The organism is Cellulomonas humilata (genome assembly GCF_030814415.1).
Taxonomy (GTDB): domain Bacteria; phylum Actinomycetota; class Actinomycetes; order Actinomycetales; family Cellulomonadaceae; genus Cellulomonas; species Cellulomonas humilata_A.
Genome location: NZ_JAUSVB010000001.1, coordinates 403,322 through 420,899, shown reverse-complemented (window position 1 = coordinate 420,899; position 17,578 = coordinate 403,322). Strand labels below are relative to the sequence as shown.

General features: G+C 72.9%; 18 protein-coding genes. 5 read left to right on the top strand and 13 right to left on the bottom strand.

Annotated elements, in window-relative coordinates; all coding sequences use genetic code 11:
• Window positions 1-41: 41 nt before the first annotated feature.
• The 7 genes from J2X26_RS01885 to J2X26_RS01855 are packed head-to-tail and all read right to left on the bottom strand — an operon-like array spanning window position 42 to window position 6,125.
• Window positions 42-548, bottom strand: a complete 507-nt coding sequence (locus tag J2X26_RS01885; RefSeq protein WP_307489320.1) for a hypothetical protein — start codon at window positions 546-548, stop codon at window positions 42-44.
• Window positions 545-1,093 carry a phage tail protein gene (locus J2X26_RS01880; RefSeq protein ID WP_307489316.1) on the bottom strand — a complete coding sequence of 183 codons (549 nt, stop codon included), beginning with the start codon at window positions 1,091-1,093 and terminating at the stop codon, window positions 545-547. The genes J2X26_RS01885 and J2X26_RS01880 overlap by 4 nt, the downstream gene beginning before the upstream one ends.
• Complete coding sequence (locus tag J2X26_RS01875) at window positions 1,090-3,036, bottom strand: putative baseplate assembly protein (protein WP_307489314.1); 1,947 nt, start codon at window positions 3,034-3,036, stop codon at window positions 1,090-1,092. Before J2X26_RS01875 ends, J2X26_RS01880 begins: the two co-directional genes overlap by 4 nt.
• Entirely contained in the window at window positions 3,036-3,458 is a 423-nt protein-coding gene (locus J2X26_RS01870) for a GPW/gp25 family protein (RefSeq protein WP_307489312.1), read from the bottom strand. Before J2X26_RS01870 ends, J2X26_RS01875 begins: the two co-directional genes overlap by 1 nt.
• Window positions 3,455-5,215: a phage baseplate assembly protein V gene (locus J2X26_RS01865; RefSeq protein WP_307489310.1), complete on the bottom strand. Its 1,761-nt coding sequence runs from the start codon at window positions 5,213-5,215 to the stop codon at window positions 3,455-3,457. Before J2X26_RS01865 ends, J2X26_RS01870 begins: the two co-directional genes overlap by 4 nt.
• Window positions 5,212-5,913, bottom strand: coding sequence for a CIS tube protein (locus J2X26_RS01860; protein ID WP_307489309.1), 702 nt, complete (start codon window positions 5,911-5,913; stop codon window positions 5,212-5,214). The genes J2X26_RS01865 and J2X26_RS01860 overlap by 4 nt, the downstream gene beginning before the upstream one ends.
• Window positions 5,913-6,125: a hypothetical protein gene (locus J2X26_RS01855; RefSeq protein WP_307489308.1), complete on the bottom strand. Its 213-nt coding sequence runs from the start codon at window positions 6,123-6,125 to the stop codon at window positions 5,913-5,915. Before J2X26_RS01855 ends, J2X26_RS01860 begins: the two co-directional genes overlap by 1 nt.
• A 73-nt stretch (window positions 6,126-6,198) precedes the next feature.
• Between J2X26_RS01855 and J2X26_RS01850 the strand changes: the two genes are divergently transcribed.
• From J2X26_RS01850 to J2X26_RS01840, 3 genes are all read left to right on the top strand, one after another.
• Window positions 6,199-7,146 carry a hypothetical protein gene (locus J2X26_RS01850; protein WP_307489307.1) on the top strand — a complete coding sequence of 316 codons (948 nt, stop codon included), beginning with the start codon at window positions 6,199-6,201 and terminating at the stop codon, window positions 7,144-7,146.
• A gap of 417 nt (window positions 7,147-7,563) precedes the next feature.
• On the top strand, window positions 7,564-8,463 hold the full coding sequence (locus tag J2X26_RS01845) for a hypothetical protein (RefSeq protein WP_307489306.1): 900 nt from the start codon (window positions 7,564-7,566) through the stop codon (window positions 8,461-8,463).
• Between the two features lie 693 nt (window positions 8,464-9,156).
• Window positions 9,157-9,600 (top strand): hypothetical protein, encoded by a 444-nt coding sequence (locus tag J2X26_RS01840; RefSeq protein ID WP_307489305.1) that lies wholly within the window; start codon window positions 9,157-9,159, stop codon window positions 9,598-9,600.
• Window positions 9,601-9,940: 340 nt separating this feature from the next.
• Here the strand turns inward: J2X26_RS01840 and J2X26_RS01835 are convergent, their stop codons facing one another.
• Genes J2X26_RS01835 through J2X26_RS01815 form a run of 5 tightly spaced genes read right to left on the bottom strand, consistent with a single transcriptional unit; the run spans window position 9,941 to window position 13,121 of the window.
• On the bottom strand, window positions 9,941-10,405 hold the full coding sequence (locus tag J2X26_RS01835) for a phage tail protein (protein WP_307489304.1): 465 nt from the start codon (window positions 10,403-10,405) through the stop codon (window positions 9,941-9,943).
• Complete coding sequence (locus J2X26_RS01830) at window positions 10,398-10,571, bottom strand: DUF6760 family protein (protein WP_186814811.1); 174 nt, start codon at window positions 10,569-10,571, stop codon at window positions 10,398-10,400. The genes J2X26_RS01835 and J2X26_RS01830 overlap by 8 nt, the downstream gene beginning before the upstream one ends.
• A 5-nt stretch (window positions 10,572-10,576) precedes the next feature.
• On the bottom strand, window positions 10,577-11,044 hold the full coding sequence (locus J2X26_RS01825) for a hypothetical protein (protein WP_307489301.1): 468 nt from the start codon (window positions 11,042-11,044) through the stop codon (window positions 10,577-10,579).
• Entirely contained in the window at window positions 11,041-11,520 is a 480-nt protein-coding gene (locus J2X26_RS01820) for a phage tail protein (RefSeq protein ID WP_055917234.1), read from the bottom strand. Before J2X26_RS01820 ends, J2X26_RS01825 begins: the two co-directional genes overlap by 4 nt.
• A 32-nt stretch (window positions 11,521-11,552) precedes the next feature.
• Entirely contained in the window at window positions 11,553-13,121 is a 1,569-nt protein-coding gene (locus tag J2X26_RS01815; protein WP_307489299.1) for a phage tail sheath family protein, read from the bottom strand.
• Between the two features lie 266 nt (window positions 13,122-13,387).
• Between J2X26_RS01815 and J2X26_RS01810 the strand changes: the two genes are divergently transcribed.
• Complete coding sequence (locus J2X26_RS01810) at window positions 13,388-16,021, top strand: LuxR C-terminal-related transcriptional regulator (protein ID WP_307489297.1); 2,634 nt, start codon at window positions 13,388-13,390, stop codon at window positions 16,019-16,021.
• A 10-nt stretch (window positions 16,022-16,031) separates the two neighbouring features.
• Window positions 16,032-16,220 (top strand): hypothetical protein, encoded by a 189-nt coding sequence (locus J2X26_RS01805; protein WP_307489296.1) that lies wholly within the window; start codon window positions 16,032-16,034, stop codon window positions 16,218-16,220.
• A 5-nt stretch (window positions 16,221-16,225) separates the two neighbouring features.
• On the opposite strand, the gene J2X26_RS01800 is transcribed toward J2X26_RS01805, so the two are convergent.
• Window positions 16,226-17,548 (bottom strand): FAD-binding oxidoreductase, encoded by a 1,323-nt coding sequence (locus tag J2X26_RS01800; protein WP_307489295.1) that lies wholly within the window; start codon window positions 17,546-17,548, stop codon window positions 16,226-16,228.
• Window positions 17,549-17,578 lie beyond the last annotated feature (30 nt).

Sequence of the window (17,578 nt, the reverse complement as noted above, 5' to 3'; positions counted from 1 at the left end):
AGGTGCGGCGGACCAGCGAGGTCCGCCGCACCGTCGGGGAGTCAGAAGAGCCAGATCACCAGCAGCGTCAGCGGGACGACGACCAGCGCCGTCACCAGCGCCGTCACCAGCACCACCACCCACGTCTCGGGGTGCCCGCACGGCTCGGGCGGCGGTGGGGGCTGCACGATGATGACGGGCTGCGGCGCGGGCGGCGGGGGAGGCGGCGGCGGTGGGGGCGGGTTCAGGTCCGCCCCGCACCGGACGCACAGCGCCGGGACGAACAGATCGGCCGGCGGCACGTTCAGCTCGGCGCACACCGGGCACGCCAGCGTGGCGGGCGTCGCGTTCCCCGAGGCACCGGGCGCGCGGCGCAGGGCGTCGTCGGTGCGGCCCTCGACGCCGGCCGGCGCGACCGACGGGCGGGCCCAGAACAGCGGGTAGTCGCACGTCGGGCAGAAGTCCTCGGCGAGGCGCTGGTCGGTGTGCACGGGCGACGGGGTCCCGCACTCCGGGCAGGCGATGACGATGGTGCCGTCCGTCTGAGGATCGTCGACCACGTCCGTCATGACGCCTCCCTCTCGGCCAGTCGTTCGGGCGTCGGCCAGATGCGGCGCTGCGCCACCCAGATCTCCGCGTGCACGTGGGCGGGCACCTCGTCGAGCACCAGGGACAGGAAGTCCGCCTCCTCCAGGAGCCCGGTCGACGCGACCTCCATGACCACCCAGGCGGGCCCGACGGGTGCCTCGCCCTGCTCGAAGATGCCGCCGCCCTCGCTGACGATCACGGGACCGCCCGAGTACAGCTCGAGCAGCCGGGTCAGGCCCGTGGTGGTGCCGCGCAGCTGCAGGGTCGCCGCGGCGGTCGCCAGGATGCGCCGCTGCACGGCCTCGCTGTACTCGGGGTCGATCCCGGGCAGGCCGAGCCACTGCGCCATCCACCGGATCATCTCCGGCGGCGTGAGCTTCATGTCCGCCAGGTACGCGAGGTTGTCGGCGTGCGCGAGGAGCGTGCCCGCCTGCTCCTGGAAGATGGACACGAAGCGGACGAAGAAGTCCTCCGACACCATCCCCAGCGGGAGCTGGCGCAGCAGCCAGTCCTGGTCGCGGCTCATCGCACGACCACGCGATGCTCGGCGGACAGGAACAGGGTGTGCGGCTCGAGGACGATCGACTCGCGCCCGCCGCCGATGCGCCGCCCGGTGCGCAGGTCGTACTCGAACAGCTGGAGCTCGTCGACGGAGAGCACGCCCTCGACGGCCTCGATCACCTGCGTGACGGCGGTCGCCGTCAGCGTGGTGTCGAACGGCCAACCGGTCCGGTCCGCGCCGCCGGTGAGTGGGTGCACGAAGCGCGTGAGCGCGTCGACGACCCGCTGCCGCACCATCGCGGCGGGCCGGCCGGGCAGGGTGCGGACCAGTGCCGCGACGCTGACGCCCTGGTAGTACGGCGTGCCCAGCTCGATCGGCACCCCGACCATCCGCCGCACGTCCAGGGCCTTCCCGACCGCGTCGTGCAGCTCGGTGGACAGCGCGAAGTCGTCGATCTTGTGCAGGCGCGGGTCGGTGCGCAGCTGGGGCACGACGAGCACCCGGACCACCGACGACCCGCTCTCGGCCGCCGGCAGGCACCGCGCGCGGGCCACCTCGATGGACGCCTGGCGGGCGATGGCCTCGAAGTCCGACGCGGTGACCGCCCGCTGCCCGGTGCGCAGCGTCAGCGGCCCGCGGGCCTTGGCCTCCTGCGGCGTCTCGGCGTCGACCCCGCCCGTCGCGGGCTCCAGGTTGGTCACCGACGCCACGAACGGCAGGGCGGTGCGCAGCGCGGTGAGCGTCCGGGTGCCCAGGTTGCCGTGCGCGCCGCCGCCCGAGCGGTAGCCGGTGACGCGGATCTCGGCGCCGTCCTGCGGGATCGCGCCGTGCTGGCGGACCACGCCGTCGGGGTGCCGGATGGCGGGGCCGAACTGCACCGCGCCCGTGTTGGAGTCCCACACGATGTGCCGGTCGTTCGGCCCGGACGCGGAGAAGTCCGGCACCTCCTGCCAGGTGTGCGTGCCCCGGCGGTCGACCACCACGACGTGCTCGTCGTCGCGACGTGCCGCGACGGGGGTCGTCGAGACGAGGAACGACTGCCCGGTGACCCCCGTGGAGCGGCCGAGCAGCTCGGCGGGCTGCGCGCTCGCATGCTCCGCGGGCACGGTGATGCCGATCGCCTGGAGCGCGATCGACGCGATGCGCGGCGACGCCTGGAACGTCGGCTGGCCCGGCTGCGGTCGCAGCAGGCGGACGCGCAGCCAGTGCGCGAGCGTGCCGCCGAGCACCAGCGGCTCGTGCTTCTGCGGCACCAGGAGCACCACCGACCCGGCCTTGTTCAGGCCACCGGTGCCGTCGGACTCCACGATGGTCCGCACCCACGCCTTGCCGTTCCAAGCCTCCCAGGCCAGGGGCGGGTTGCGGGGGTCGACGCCGATGCCCTGCGCGTCTGCGGCCAGGTCGAGCCGGATCGCGAACCCCGCGAGCGACTCCTTCGTGCCCAGGTACAGGGCGTCGCCCTCGGCCAGCGGCGACGACGGGAAGCAGACGGCCGACTGTCCAGGCAGCGTCAGGTCGTCCCACACGTCGGTGGACTGCAGGTGCTGGGCGTTCGACGTGTGCGCGGTGGTCAGCGTCGGCGGGCTGACGACGGCCTCGTTCGCCGTGGAGAACACGGTCGCGTCGGCGTCGTCGAGGGCCGTCGAGACCTCGGTCCCCTCCGGGATGCGGACCACGCGGTCGGCCGGCGACGACAGCCAGAACGTGAGGTTCGCGCGCGCGACGCTCGGCGGGAACGGCTCGATGCCCACCAGGTTGAGGAAGTGCACGTACATGCGGTCCGGCACCTGGTTGACGCGGTAGAGCACCATCTCGCTGACCCACGCGAACAGCTCGATCAGCGCGACGCCCGGGTCGGACACGTTGTGGTTGGTCCACTCGGGGGTGAAGCGCGGGATCAGGCGCTTCGTCTCGTCGACGATGTCCTGGAAGGTGCGGTCGTCGAGGTTCGGCGGGTCGAGCGGCATCAGGCGTCCTCGCGGGGGATCACGTAGAAGGGGTAGACCAGGTTGCGCCGGTCGTTGGTGGCGCGGACGCGGTAGGCGATGGTGATCTGGACGGTCCCGGAGGACTCCGTGTCCTGCACGGGCGTCACGTCCTCCACCTCGATCCGCGGCTCCCACTGCGCGAGCGCGTCGCGCACCGCCTGGCTGATGAGGCCCAGCAGGTTGGCGTTGACGGGCTCGAACATGAGGTCCCAGATGCGGCAGCCGAACTGCGGCCGCATGAGCCGCTCGCCGGGGGCGGTCAGCAGGACCACGCGGATGGAGTCCTCGAGGTCCCCGCCCGCGCGGGTCAGTGCGATGGCGCCGGTGTGGTCGACGCCGAGCGGCCAGGTGAACCCGCGCCCGACGAAGTCCGACGTCGGCGTCGCGGAGAGCTCGCTCAATTGATCTTCACCATCGCTCCCTTGACCTCGAGGATGCCGCCCGCCTCGACGGCCGCCATGCCGGTGCCCTTGAGGGAGGCCTGCGTGCCCTGCAGCTTCAGCGCGCCGGTGGCCTTGGTGTCGATCTCCGCGGCGGACGTCTCGACCTTGGTCTTCGCCTTGATCGTCACCGTGGTCGCGTCGATCGTGATGCCGCCCTTGCCGTCGAACTCGATGAACGACGTGCCCGCGGTGATCTTGAGCGGGATGCCGTCGGGCACCTTGAGGTCCGCCCGGTCCTTTCCGATCCGCAGGCTGTGCTTGAGGCCGGCCGCGGCGAGCAGCACGTGCTGGGTCGCGGGCGCGGTGCCGTCGCTCATCTCCAGCACGTGCCCGAGCCGGCTGGTGAGCGCGCGCGTGATGACGGCACCGTTGTTGTCCACGGCTGCCGTCGGCGTCGTGGACTTGCTCCCGTACAGCCCGCCCAGCACCACGGGCCGCGTCACGTCGTCGTCCTCGAAGCCGATGAGCACCTCGTCGCCGACCTCGGGCAGCACCACCTGGCCGCGCCCCGCCCCGGCGCCCAGGCCGAGCACGCGCGCCCACGTGGTGGTGGCCTCGTCCGACGCGGTGGCCAGCGAGACGCTGACGCGACCCATCCCGTCGGGGTCCTTGACGTTGTCGACGATCCCGACGGCGAGCCCGCTGCGCCGGAAGCTCGACACCGGCGCGGTCCTCTCCCACGGGTCCGACAGCTGCACAGGGTCCCGGTCGCCGGCCACGAACCGGGTCACCGCGTTGCCGTCCATCCAGGTGTTGGTGACCTCCCGGACGTAGTAGTTGCCGTTCGACGGACCGGCCCCGCCGACCGTCACGCGACCGCCCGGGACCATCAGTGCCGTGTACTGCACCTTCCCGGTGGCCACGACGCGACCGGTGCGGGCGGCGATCGCCACGGCGGCCGTCGTCGCGTCGCTCTGGGAACGTGTCGCCGCACGGGCGTCCACGCGCGTGTACTTCGGCGCACCGGCGGTGCTCACGTCGAATCCCGCGCGCGAGGTGGGCGTGGTCGACGTGCCCACCACCGCGGACTGCGCCACCGGGTCCCAGCCGCGCACGGTGACCTTGGTGTCGCCGTCGCCCACCTGCCGGGCGGAGAACGAGATGACGTCCATGCCGACCGTGATCGAGACGGGCTGGGCGCCGGGTGCGCTCCCGGAGACCGCCGACCACATCGAGAACGTGTGGCCCGAGATGCACCAGTCGCGGCCGGTGCGCTGCGCGATCTCGTCGATCAGGCCCAGGGCCGTGTCGTTGCGCAGCGCGTACTTCACGGGCGCCGTCGGCAGGTCGATCGTGCCGAGCGAGAGCCCCGCCTCCTGGACCAGGCGCGACACGATGTCCTTGTACGAGATGTTGGTGAACGACTCGATGTTCGTGTCCCGCAGCAGGTTGTACCCGCGGTCCTGGACGACCACCGTCAGGGTGGCACCGCGGTACCCGTCCACCTCGCTGGCGACCGACGTGACCGTGCCGTCGAAGACGGTGCCGAGCAGGTCGTCGTAGCCGGCGGCCACCGACACGGCCTTCCCGATGTTCAGCTTGCCCGACCCCACGACGGCGTAGTTGTCGTCGACGAACGTCAGCGTGCACCGCCCGACCGCCCGCAGCCCCAGCTGCACCCGCACCTGGAGGACCTGGTAGTCGTCGGGGAGCTCGACGCCCTCGGCGGTGACCTTGAGGTTCACCGCCTCGTATCCGACCATCGGGCTCGTCATGAGTCGAGCTTCGGGATCGTCAGCATCGACCCGGGCCGCAGCGCCAGCGGGTCGGCGATCGCGTTGGCCGAGGCCAGCAGGCGCCACTTCGTCGAGTCGCCGTAGTACTGCGCGGAGATCCGGTCGAGGGTCTCGCCCGCCTGCACCCGGTGCACCCGGTGCGGCCGCGGGGTTCCGGACGTCGGGTTCTGCTTGCCGAACGCCTGCGACTCCTCGTACTGCCGCAGCACCAGCCCCATCGTCGCCCGCAGCGGCGTGCCCGTGCTGGAGAAGTAGGTGAACGTCAGGTCGAGGTGCGCGATCACCGCCTTGAACGAGTGCAGGTCGCCCCAGTGGAACGTCACGTACGGCGGGCGGGCGCTGTGCTTGGTCTCGTCCGTGCCCGGCAGGGCCGGGTCCACCTCCATGAGGGCGACGATCTTGCCCGTGTGCGCGCTGACGTCGGTGCCCTTGTCGGTGGTGTCGAAGAACAGGTCGACCCGCAGCACGCCCGAGTTTGCCCCCGTGTACCGCAGCCGCGTCACGCCTCGACCCGGCAGCGCCGCGCCCGCCCACGTGTTGCTGCGCGTGATCTTCAGCTGCGCCGGGTTGAACAGGCACGGGACCTGGGTGCCGTCCTCCGTCTCCAGGAACGCCTTCTGGCTCGACGGCGGGTTGCTGGCCGGTGGGCTCGCGGGCGGGCTTGCTGGGGGAGCCATTAGAACACCTCCGACCCGCGACGCCATGCCCGACGGTCGGTCTCTTCCTCGAGCCGCTCCTCGACGATCCGCAGGACCGCCTCACGGAACTCCGGGTCGCCGTACGCGTCGGTCCCCGCCCCCGTGGGCGTGAGGATCCCGTCGATGCTCTTGTCGACGCCCGAGTTGTCGAACTCCGCGAAGGCGGCGCGCCATGCGTCGTCGATGCTCATGTCCGGATTCCCCTCACCGTGTGGGTGGAAGCGCCGCACCACGTGCGGCGAGCCGGCAGGAGCGCCGAAGGTCATGGGTGCGGTCGTGCTCGTCCTGGTCGCCAGCGCGGTCGCCATCGCCGACGAGGGCACCGGCGGACCGTCGTGGGCAGGCGAGCGCCGTACCACCGTGCGCGGTGGCAGGACGTTCCACGACGAGGGCAGCTGCGGCGGGTTCGCTCCGCTCGCCGGAATCGGAGGCGGCGCGACGCTCCGTCCCGCGAGCGACGGGGTCCACGCCTGCGCGCCGCTTGGGCTCCACGGCGTGTGGCGTGAAGCCGACCTGCGCACGGCCGCACCCGGCGGGAGGCCGACCGTCGGCGCACCCGGTGTGCCGACGCCCGCGCGGCTCATGGCCGGGACGCCGGTACTGCTCAGTGCCAGAACGCCGGCGCGGTCTGACGGGCGGTCGGCAGCGCGGCCTGTCGTTCCGCCCGCTGCGCGTGACCGGGAGATGGAGTCGTACCCGCCCGGGACACCCGTCGCGTGCGGCGACCGGCTCGTGGTCGAGGCGGTCGCGGTGGTGCCCGCGGATCTCGAGCTTCCGGCGCCGGTCGTCGTCCTGCCGGCGGGACTGGCAGCCGTGGCGGCAGTGCCCGCAGAGCCCGTCCTTGCGGCCGTGTCCGCAGTTCTGGCGGACGGCGACCCCACCCGGCGGCGGACCGGCGATGTCGCCGAGAGGATCGACGCCCCCGCGGCCGACGCGCCGCCAGCAGCGGCGACGACGGTCGGAGACATGAGGCGCAGCGCGTGGCCCGGCCCGGCGATCAACCGCTGCTGCTCGCCCCCGGGGACGCCGCTCGCGTTGGCCGGGTTCCACCCGCCGGCTGCCGACGGGCTCACCGGGCTGCGCGTGCCGGCGCCCGACGGGTTCGCCGGGCTGCGTGTGCCGGCGCTCGACGGGCTGGTCGGTCTCCACGCGCCAGACACTGCCCGGTTCGCCGACGCGTACGCGGCCGCGGCACCGGTCGGCGGTGCGTAGCCGCCACGGTGGTCTCCGACGGGCGCTGCCCCGGGACCGACCGGACCGACGGTCCGGCGCACGTCGACCCCCTCGATGCCCAGGCCGAACCCCGACGGACGCGTGCGGTGATGACTCGCACGCCGGTGACCGGTCCCGGGCAGCCGCCCCTCCGCAGCAGGAGCGCTCGCGAGGCCGTCGCTCGACCATCCGTCCGCGCCCGCCGCCGAGCCGGTCATCCATCTGCGCACGGAGGCCGCCCGGGTCCCGCTACTCGCTGCCGCGGATGACCTCGAGGCCGCTCCCGCGCCCATCGCGACCGGCGAACCGGTGGCGCCCGACGTGGCGGACGGTCCAGCGACCTCCGACGCCGACGCGGCGGACGCCGTCCCGTCTGCGCCCGCTCGAGCGGCCGCCGAGGTGCCGCCGGTCGCCGATGTGCCCGACGACGCCGACGCGGCCGGTGATGCGCCACTCGAAGCCGACGCCCCCGACCCCGATACGCCCGACGCCCCCGACCCCGACCCCGACCCTCCGGTCAACCCGGACTTGCCCGACGCGCTGGACGCCGACGCCGAACCCAACCCAGACCCCGCCGCCGAACCCGACCCCGAACCCGACCCAGACCCCGAACTCGATCCCGCCCCCGACGGCGATGCTCCCGCCGCCCTGGACGTCCCCGACGCGCTGGATGCCGACGTGGCGGGAGATGTGGCGGGAGTTGCGGCGGCCGTCGCCGACCCGGACGTCGCCGAGATGCCCGTCGACGACGCGGCAGATGATGCACCGCCCTGCGCCGAGTTTCGCGACGTCGACGCGGCTGTTGACGTGCCGGCGGTCCCCGAGGACCCCGACACGGCTGTCGTGCCGCCGGTGCCCGAGGACCCCGACGCGCCGGGTCGGCCGGACGAGGAGCTGGGTGCGGCGCCCGGTGCCGCAGCCGCCCGGCTCAGTGCAGTCGGCGTGGCGGTGCCGGTGGGCGACGAGGTGCCCATCGACGTGCCGCCCGCCGCGCCGTTTCGCGACACACCGTTCGACGTCGCCGCATGCGCGGTGGCCGACGACGCCGCCGCGCGGCCGTCGGCGCCCGAGCTCGCCGGTGCGCCGGTGGCTCGGCGGCCCAGCCCAGCCGGTCCGGCAACCCGCGCAGAAGACCCGGCGCCCGCTCTCGCGTCGCTGGACGCAGCGGAGTCTGCGGCGACGGCGGCAACCGCCGCGGAGGTCGGTGCGACCGAGCGGCGGACCCGTGCGGTCGGGTCGGTCAGCGTGCCGTGCGACTGGAAGATCCGTCGCGCCAGCGTGCGCCGCACTGCGCTGGCCAGCGGCCGGTGCGCGTGAGAGGGCAGCGGCTGGTCCGTCGACGACCCGACGGGCGGCCCGGCGAACAGCGCCATGGTCGTCCCAGCCCCCGCGGAGACTTCGGCCGGGTGCGCGGCAAGGTCCAGTTCAGGAGCCGATGGTCCGCCGCGCCCCCCGCGCATGTCCGCCGGACTACCGGACGCGCTCTCCGTACTGGAACTAGCAGTCGCGACGCCGAGCTCGGCACTTAGCGCCGAACTCGGTGGTTGCAGCTGCCGAGTTCGGCGCAAGGTGCCGAGTTCGGCGTCCGTTGCAGCGTCCAGCGCACCCGGTGCACCCCCGGAGAGTGACGGACCGGTCGGACCTGTCGTGGTCGGACCGGGGGAGGGGGACGGACCTGTCGTGGTCGGACCGGCGGAGGGGGACGGACGAGTGGCACTGGACGTGTCCGTCGGTGCGGTTGCGCTGGGTGCGAGCGCTCCCGCGTCCAGGGATGAGCGCCGCACGTCCATGGCGGAGCTCGAGGGTGCCGACGTCGGGCCCGTCGAAGCGGCGCTCGCGTTCGTCGGCGCGTGCGGACTGGCGGATCCCGGGTGTGGCATCTGTGGGCTCGTCGAAGTAACCGGCCCCATCCCCACGCCAGTGGCGACACCCGGCGGCGTGATCGTCGTCGGTCGCGGCAAAGCACCGGGCGTCGGGGCTGCTCCGGAGGGCGACCGTCGAATCGCATCCGTGACACCCGTCGCCGGTGCGGGTGCGACCGAAGCGCCGGACGGTGCGACCGTCGAGGAGGCGCCGGCTGCCGCCGAGGGACGTGCGCGCGCTGCTGCACCCCCGGCGGCCGACCGCAAGGACGTCGCAGCGCGCCGCGAGTCGGCCGTGGCGGTGGCGAGAGCGCGGCGACGCAGCAGCCGGCCGGACGGTGCGGGCCGGGCGCTGGATCCGGGAGGGAGCGTCGCAGCGGAGGGAGCCCGGTCACCTGTCACGGCGGACGACGCTCGTCCGGGCCCCCCGTCGTTCCCCGGTCGTGCGGGCGGTCCGGCGCGGGTCGCGGGGGTGCGCATGACGCGGGAGTCGGACGTCATGGTCATCGTCCCGGCGGCGCGCACGTCCTCGGAGACGCGGACGGGGATGGTCGTCGGGGCCAGGCGCGTGGTGCTGCCGCCGGGACGGTAGCTGGCCTGGTCGGGGACGCGCGCGAGCATGCGCGGCAGCCCACGTGGAGAAGGCTCGACAGCAAAGGACCGCGCGACCGTCACGTCGGACCACCACCGCGGGGGCTGCACGTTCGCCGGGCCGGAGCCGACCGACACCGAGGCCGCCGGCCCCACGAGTGACCGGCGGACGGCCACCGAGCGCCCCCACCCCTCGGAGAACCGCGCGGACGACGACGCGAGCGACCCGATCGGCGACGGGCGCGCGTGCCCGAGCACAGGTCCGGGCCGACGCAGCCGGACCCCGATCGCCCGACCCAGCCGGGTGCGCGGGTCGTCGGTCGAGGACACAGAGGGAGTCGTCACAGCGTCTTCGCCCGGAAGCCGTTGTGCGCGACCTCGAGGGTCTCCGTGAGGGAGTCGGCGATGTCGGCGCTGAGCGTCGGCCCGCTCCACGAGACCGCGAACACGCCCTCGAACTCCCAGGACCGCAGGCGCTCGCCGTTGTTGCCGAGGACCGTCACGGCACCCGTGGACCGCGTGAGCTTGTTCTGGTTGCCGGCGAACCCCTCGCCGGAGGACTTGCCCACCCAGGTGAACAGGGCGTCGGAGTTCACCAGCCCGCGCTTGAACACCAGGTGCGGCCACCGGATGACCCCCGGGAACTGCTGCACGTACTGGTTCTGGCCGCCCTCGACGTACTCGTGGGTGGAGACGGTCATCTGCAGGCCGGTGATCTCCTTGAACGCGCCGATCTCGACGCCGTCCACCTCGAACACGAAGTTGGCGGCGACGGGGAGATCGCCGCCCAGCGGCTCCTCAGGCACTCTCCCTCACCGCCTCCCACGCTCGGGCGTTCATGGCCGACACGGCACGCACCATGCGGACGCGGTCCAGGTGCTCGAGGTCGAGCAGCTCGTCCATCGGCCAGTGCAGGTGGTACGCGAGGAACGCGATCTCCTGCCAGAGCGCCTCGGTGGGGTAGCGCAGCATGGGTCCTACCGGGCCTCGGTCCGGATCTCCTCGATCGACGCCCGGCCGGGACGGCTGAGCACCGGGGTCGGGACCTCGTCGGGAACCTCTGCCGGGATCGGTGCCGCCACGACAGGCTCCGATCCCGGCAGCGGTCCAGCCCCCTGCTGCGCGGCGACGAACTCGTCGAACTCCTCCTGCGACCCGAAGTTGATCACGCCGTAGAAGTCCTGCAGGTACGCCAGGTCCGCCGCGAAGAGACCCTCGATGTCGTGCGGCGTGACCAGGTCGAGCGACCCCAGCGTCTCCACCACCCGCGCGAGCACCACGATCGTCAGCCGCGGGTCGTCCGGGCCGCTGATCGTGGGGTCGCGCAGGGGTTCCAGCTCGTCGCGCGCCGTCGCCAGGCGCATGACACCGTCCCGGTGGAGTCCGCCGTCGCGGTCCACGTACCCCCGGGGGAGCGTGAACTCGTAGCGGGTCTTGAGGCTCACTTGATCCGGGCGAGCGACTCGATGGTGAGGGTGATGGTCTCCTTCACCGGGTCGTTCGAGTCGACGCTCAGCTGGTCGGTCGAGATCTTGCTGGGCCAGCCGTTGGTGAAGTTGAACCGCGCCACCTCGACGTGGGTCGAGTCGTACATGACGATCGACCCGTTCTTGCGGTTGTTGGTCCGGTCCGACTGCAGGATGCCCTTGCTCATGATGTCGTTGAACCAGCCCCACATCTTGTCCTGCGTGGAGTCCGGCGGTGCCATGCGGACCAGCGAGAGGTCGGGCGCCTTGTTGCGACCGGCCAGCGTCTTGACGGTCTGGGACTTCCCGTCCTTGCCCACCTGCTGGGTGGTGGCCACCTCCATCTCGACGTCCAGTCCGGACACCGAGGCGAGGATGGTGACGACGGAACCGTCGATCTCCAGGAAGAAGTTCTGGGCGATGATCGGATCGACGGCGATCAGGTCGTTCGGCATCTACGTGCTCCTTGGTCGGTGAGGGGGCGCGCTCAGGACGCGATCTGCTTGTTCTGGCTGATCCGGAAGATCACGAACTCGGCCGGCTTGACGGGCGCGATGCCCACCTCGACGACGAGCTTGCCCGCGTCGACGGACTCGGGCGGGTTGGTGGTCTCGTCGCAGCGGACGAAGAACGCCTGGTCCGCGCTGGCGCCGAACAGGGCGCCCGCCGACCACAGCCCACGCAAGTACGCGTTGAGCGTGCGCTTGACGCCCTCCCACAGGGCCACGTCGTTGGGCTCGAACACGGCCCACTGGGTGCCCTCGAGGATCGTCGCCTCGATCATGTTGAACAGCCGGCGGACGTTGATGTACGTCCAGTCGGTGTCCGAGGTGAGCGTCCGGGCGCCCCAGATGCGGATGCCGCGCTGGCCGAACGGTCGGATCGCGTTGATGCCGAGCGGGTTGAGCACCCCTTGCTCCGCCTGCGTGATGGAGCGCTCCACGTCCAGGACCCCGCGGATGGTGTCGTTGGCCGGGGCCTTCCACACGCCACGCGTCTCGTCGGTCCGCGCCCAGACGCCGGCGACGTGGCCGGACGGCGGGATGAGGATCTCGGAGTTGCCGTTGGAGCCGGTGGGGTTCTCCACCTTGATCCACGGGTAGTAGAGCGTGGCGAACGCGGAGTCGAACTGGGCCGTGTCAGTCCGCCACTCCTTGACGGACTGAGGCGACAGCCCGGGGGGCGCGTCGAGGATGGCGACCCGGTTGGCGTGCAGCTCGCAGTGCGCGATGAGGCTGGTCTGCACCGCCTTCCACAGGCCCAGGTCCAGGGTGCCGTCCGCCTTGGTGGCGGCCGTGACCAGGTCCGGGACCAGCACGATCGTCACGTCGTCGGCGATCGCGAGGCCGGCGATGCCGGTGCGGGCGGACTCGGACCCGGCGAACTTGCGGCCGTTGACCGGGACCGGCTTGGCGGCGGCCTGCTCGAGGGCGTACGCGCCGGGCTTGAGCAGCTCGAGCTGGCTCTTGAGGTCGACGTCGTCGGCGAGCTTGATCTCCACCTTGACGCGCGTCGACGTCTTGTTGATGACCGTCGCAGCGTCGCGCGGGCCGCCGAGCGTGAGGTCGTCGTAGCTCTCCACGGCCTCACCGCCGTCGACGATCGTGATGCTGAACGGTGCCGGCCCGTCGTGGTCGTCGGCGACCTCGGCCGTCTCGACGACCACCGCAAGGTTGGCGTCCGGCTCCACGGACTCCACCGAGATGGGCAGGCCGAGCGAGCGGTCCGCGGCCGGCAGCTCCAGGCGAGCGGGCTCGCCCGACGGCTCGGCGTTGGGCACGCGGACGATGTAGGCGAGGCTTCCGCCGTTCAGGAAGTAGCCGTAGACGGAGAGGGGCAGCAGCGCACCCTCGACGAACCCGCCGTACAGGCTCTCGAACTGGTTCCAGCTGGTCACGAGCCGAGGGGCGAGGCCCTGCGGGTCGTTCGGGTCATCCAGCGGCGCTCGCTCCGTGAACCCCACGAACGCGGCCACAGCGGTGGGGGCGGACGCCAGCACCTTCTGGGTCGAGGGGATCTCTTCGACGTAGACGCCGGGCGCGGTGTAAGTAGGCACTGGCCATCCTCTGCTCGGTGCGCCCCGTTGAGCCGACCTGCACCTGACCTGCACGGGAACGCTGCGACGCGGGTGTGTCGATCGCCACGGTAAGGACGGGTATGTCCGTGCGGCATCGGTAATCGCTACCGAGGTTTCACCGAGGTTTGAAACTGGACGCAAAGCGCGCATAAGGTGCGAACCGACAAGCTCGTTGTGACTCGCGCAATGCCACCGCAGACGGCAGGGGGCGAGGGTCCTGGTGCTCATCGGTGAGTGGAGCGGCTGTGGCGGCAAACGCCGAGGTCTCGTCGTCGACGACGACAGCCCTGCCCGAGAGCCTGGGTGCCGTGGCGCGACGGACACTCGTGGTCCGGCCCCTCACCGAGCAGGTCCGTGCCGAGGTGCAGGCCGGCCGCAGCGTGCTCGTCGTCGGCGATGCCGGGGTGGGCAAGACGCACCTGGTCACGGCCGCGCTGGCGCACCTGTGGATCGGCACGCCCACGTCGCCGATGCCGACGGTCGTGAGCGTCTCCGGCGCCACCTGCCCGGCGGGCATCCCGCTCGGTGCGCTCGAGCCGCTGCTGGGTGACGTCGCGATCAGCTCGCTGGGCAGCTTCGCGCGGGCCGTCGACGCCCTGGCCGACTCGCTGCGCGCGCGCTCCCGCGGCGGTCCGGTGATCCTGCGGGTCGAGGACGCGCACCTGCTCGACCGGGCTAGCAGCCAGGCGCTCGCGTGGATGGTGCAGCAGCACGAGGTCCAGCTGGTGGCGACGGCCCGGTCGTCGGCCGTGTCGCAGTCGCCGTGGCTGGAGCTGTGGAAGGACGACGTCGTCGAACGCATCGACGTGCCACCGTTCACGCTCGCCGAGGTGCAGCAGTGGCTGGTGGGCGAGCTCGGCGGCCAGGTCACGCTCGACACGGTCCGCCGCGTGTGGTCCGAGACCTCCGGCAACCCGTTCCACCTGGGCGAGGTGGTGCGCACCGACCGGCTGGGCGGCGCCCTCGAGCAGCAGGGCGGGGCGTGGGTGTGGGTCGGTGGCGCGACGCCGGGCCGACGGCTTCTCGACGTCGTCGCGCACGACATGTCCCGGCTCAGCGGGGACGCGCGCGTTGCCCTGGAGATCGCGGCGCTCGTCTGCCCCGTCTCGCTGAGCGTCCTGCTCGACATGGTGTCCCGCCCGGTGGTCGAGGAGCTGTCGCGCGTCGGGCTCGTCTCCCTGTCCCCGCGGCTGACGGTCGCCGGGGAGGGGGACGTCACGGTCGACCTCGCGCACGCGCTCTACGCCGAGGCCGTCCGTTCGGGGGTCCCGCGGGCGCGTCGTCGTGAGGTGCTCGAACGCGTCGCAGGCCTGGCCAACAGCGGGCACCGCAGCGGCGCCGCGCTGGTCCGGTCCGTCGCCCTGGCGCTCGACTGCGACCTGGCCGTGGAACCCGCCCGGCTCGACGCGGCGGTCGACGCCGCGTTCGAGCTGCAGCAGCCCGACACCGCCGTCCGCCTGCTCACGTCAGCGCTGCGCCGGACGCAGCCCGGTGACCTGCGCCGAGCCGCGCTGGCGCTGCAGCGCGCCGACGCGTGGTGGCACCTGGACGACGCCGGGCGGGCGGCACGGGACCTGACCGACGTCTTCGAGACGCTCTGGGCGACCACCCGGCCCGATGCGCCCACCGTGCGGCTCATGGTCGCGGCGACGGCCCTGCGCGCCCGGATCGCGTACCACCGCGACGGCGCCCTCGACCAGGCGCTCGTCTCGTTCGACGTCGCGGCCCGGTGGATCCTCGACCGCACCGGCGAGCACGCCGCCCGCGGCCTGCGGGAGCTCGCGACCGCCCGGCTGACCCGGCTCGGCTACGGCGGACGCCCACGGCTCGACGACGCCTGCGCCGTGCTGCTCGACTCGTCGGCCGGCAGCTCAGCGGTCCCGCTGGCCGCCCCCACGATCGTCGGCCTCGCGCAGTCCGGACGGTTCGCCGACGCCGCCCACCTGGCCGCCCGCTCCGCCCAGCTGGCCGGCGCCCACCATGACCAGTACCGGTGGGGTCGCGGCGAGGTCGCCGTCGCGGCGTTCCTCACCACGCTGTGGTCCGGCGATGTCACCACCGCCGAGCGCGTCGTCGACGCCCTCGATCAGGAGAGCAACGCCGCCGTCGACTGGGTCGCCGTGCACGTGACCCGCGGCCTGATCGGCATCGCGCGCGGCTCCTGGATGCAGGCCAACGCGGACCTGCACGCCGCCAGCGCCCGCCACGGCCACACGGACCTGGGCGGCGTCGCCGTCTACAGCCTGGCCGCCGAGGCCCTTGCCGCAGCCGCCACCGGCGACGCCGTCACCGCCCGCACGCTGCTCGCCCGAAACGCCGACGCCGCCGCCCGCGCGATGGCAGGTGTCGACGGCGAGGTCCAGCTCCTGCGCGCCGACACCCTCGCCTGGCTCCGCGACCCCGACGCCGTCGACGAGGCCCGCGCCCTCGCCGGCTGGGCCCGCGACCGAGGACTCCTACGCATCGAGCTGGAAGCCCTGCACCGCTCCGCCGACCGCCGTGCCCCCGGCACCCGCCCCCGCGGCGTCGACCCCGAGGTCCTCCGCCGCGTCCGCGAGCTCGCCCCGCTGGTCGACGGCCCCCGCGCCGCCGCGATCGTCCGGCACGTCCAGGCCCAGTACGCCGGCGACGACGACCTCGTCCGCATCGCCGAGCGCGACCTCAACCGCTGCGGCCTCTGGCTGCCGCCCATCGAGACCATCGTGTCGCTCACCCGCCGCGAGCAGGAGATCGCCGCCCTCGCCGCCGGTGGCCTGACCAGCCGCGCCATCGCCTCCCGCCTGACCCTGTCCGTCCGTACGGTGGACTCCCACCTGGCTAGGGTGTTCGCCAAGACCGGGGTCCACTCGCGCGAGGGGCTCTCGGCAGTGCTTCGGTGAAGGGGTCGAGATGACGTCCAAGAGCTCAGCCGGCGGCGCAGCCGGAGGTGGCGCGGTCTACGGCATCGGCTTCTTCGGTGCCGCGATCTACTACTTCTCGGCCGGGGACAACTTCTGGGACTTCGTCCTCGCTATCCCGAAGGCGATCGTCTGGCCCGCGATCCTCGTCTTCGAGGCGCTGAAGAGCTTCTACGGGTGACGTCGTCAGGCCGGCGGGATGTTCTGGTTGAGCCGGAAGGTGTTGTCGGGGTCCCAGGCTGACTTCAGCTGCTGTAGTCGCGTGTACGTGGCGTCTCCGTAGGCACGATGCACTCCCGCGGCACCCTCGGCCCCGAGCGCGTTGACGTACACACCGACGCTCCAGGGCGCGATCGTCGCGGCGAGCCGCCGGCACGTCGCCGCGTGGCGCTCGTCGTCCGCCGGGTCCTCCCACTTGGCGCCGACGTCGTACTCGAACCGCGTGTCGCGGTGCGCGAAGGCCGTCGTCCCCGGGTCGACGTCCGCGATGGCACCGCCGTACGCGGTCAGGCTCGCCGCCCCCACGTCCGCCTCGGTGTGGTCGAGGAACGCCTCGAGCGCCGCGTCGGGGAGCTCCTGGACGTAGTGGCTCTTGGCGTAGCGCCGGTAGCCGTGCGCCGCGCCGACGTCCGACTGCCGCTGCAGGTCGAGGTAGCTGATCGGCGCGACTCGTCTGGCTTGTGCTTTGCCGAGGACGTCGAGCTGCGCGATCAACGGCACTGCGTCGTCGGGCGGGCCGATCCACACGAACCCGAGCGTGAGCGGCCCCGCGGCGCGCACCTCAGCGAAGAGGGTCGCGCGCCGCGGCGCATCGTCGGACTTCGCCAGCCACGTCCGGAGCGCGTCGAGCCCACGCGCCGGGTCGAGGTCCACTTCGGCGACGAGGGCCTGCGTGCCGACGTCGTGCAGCGTGAGGTCGAAACGCGTCACGACACCGAAGTTCCCGCCACCACCCCGCAGCCCCCAGAACAGGTCGGGGTTCTCGTCGGCCGTCGCACGGACGAGCTCCCCGTCAGCCGTCACCACCTCGAACCCGAGCGCGTTGTCGCAGGTCAGACCGAACTGCCGACCGAGCCACCCGACGCCCCCACCGAGCGCCAGCCCGCCGATGCCCGTGTGCGACACGATCCCCGCCGTCGTCGCCAGTCCGAACGGCTGCGCGGCGGCATCGAGCGACCCGAGCAGCGCCCCGCCCTGCACCTGCGCCGTGCGTGCACCCGGGTCGACGACGACGCCCCGCATCCTTGTGAGGTCGATCATCAGACCGCCGTCGGGCACCGCCCACCCCGCGGCGCTGTGCCCGCCACCGCGCACACCGATCGGCAGACCGAGCTCGCGAGCGACCCTCACTGCGGCGCGCACGTCGTCCGTGCCGGCGCACCGCACGACGTACTGGGGGCGACGGTCGACGGCGCCGTTCCAGACGGCTCGCGCTCTGTCGTACTCGGGGTCGTCTGGGACGAGGACGGCACCCTCGAAGCTGGCGGGGAGTGGTCCGGCCGTGGACATGTCACGACTCTGGCGGGTGGTGGGCGGGTC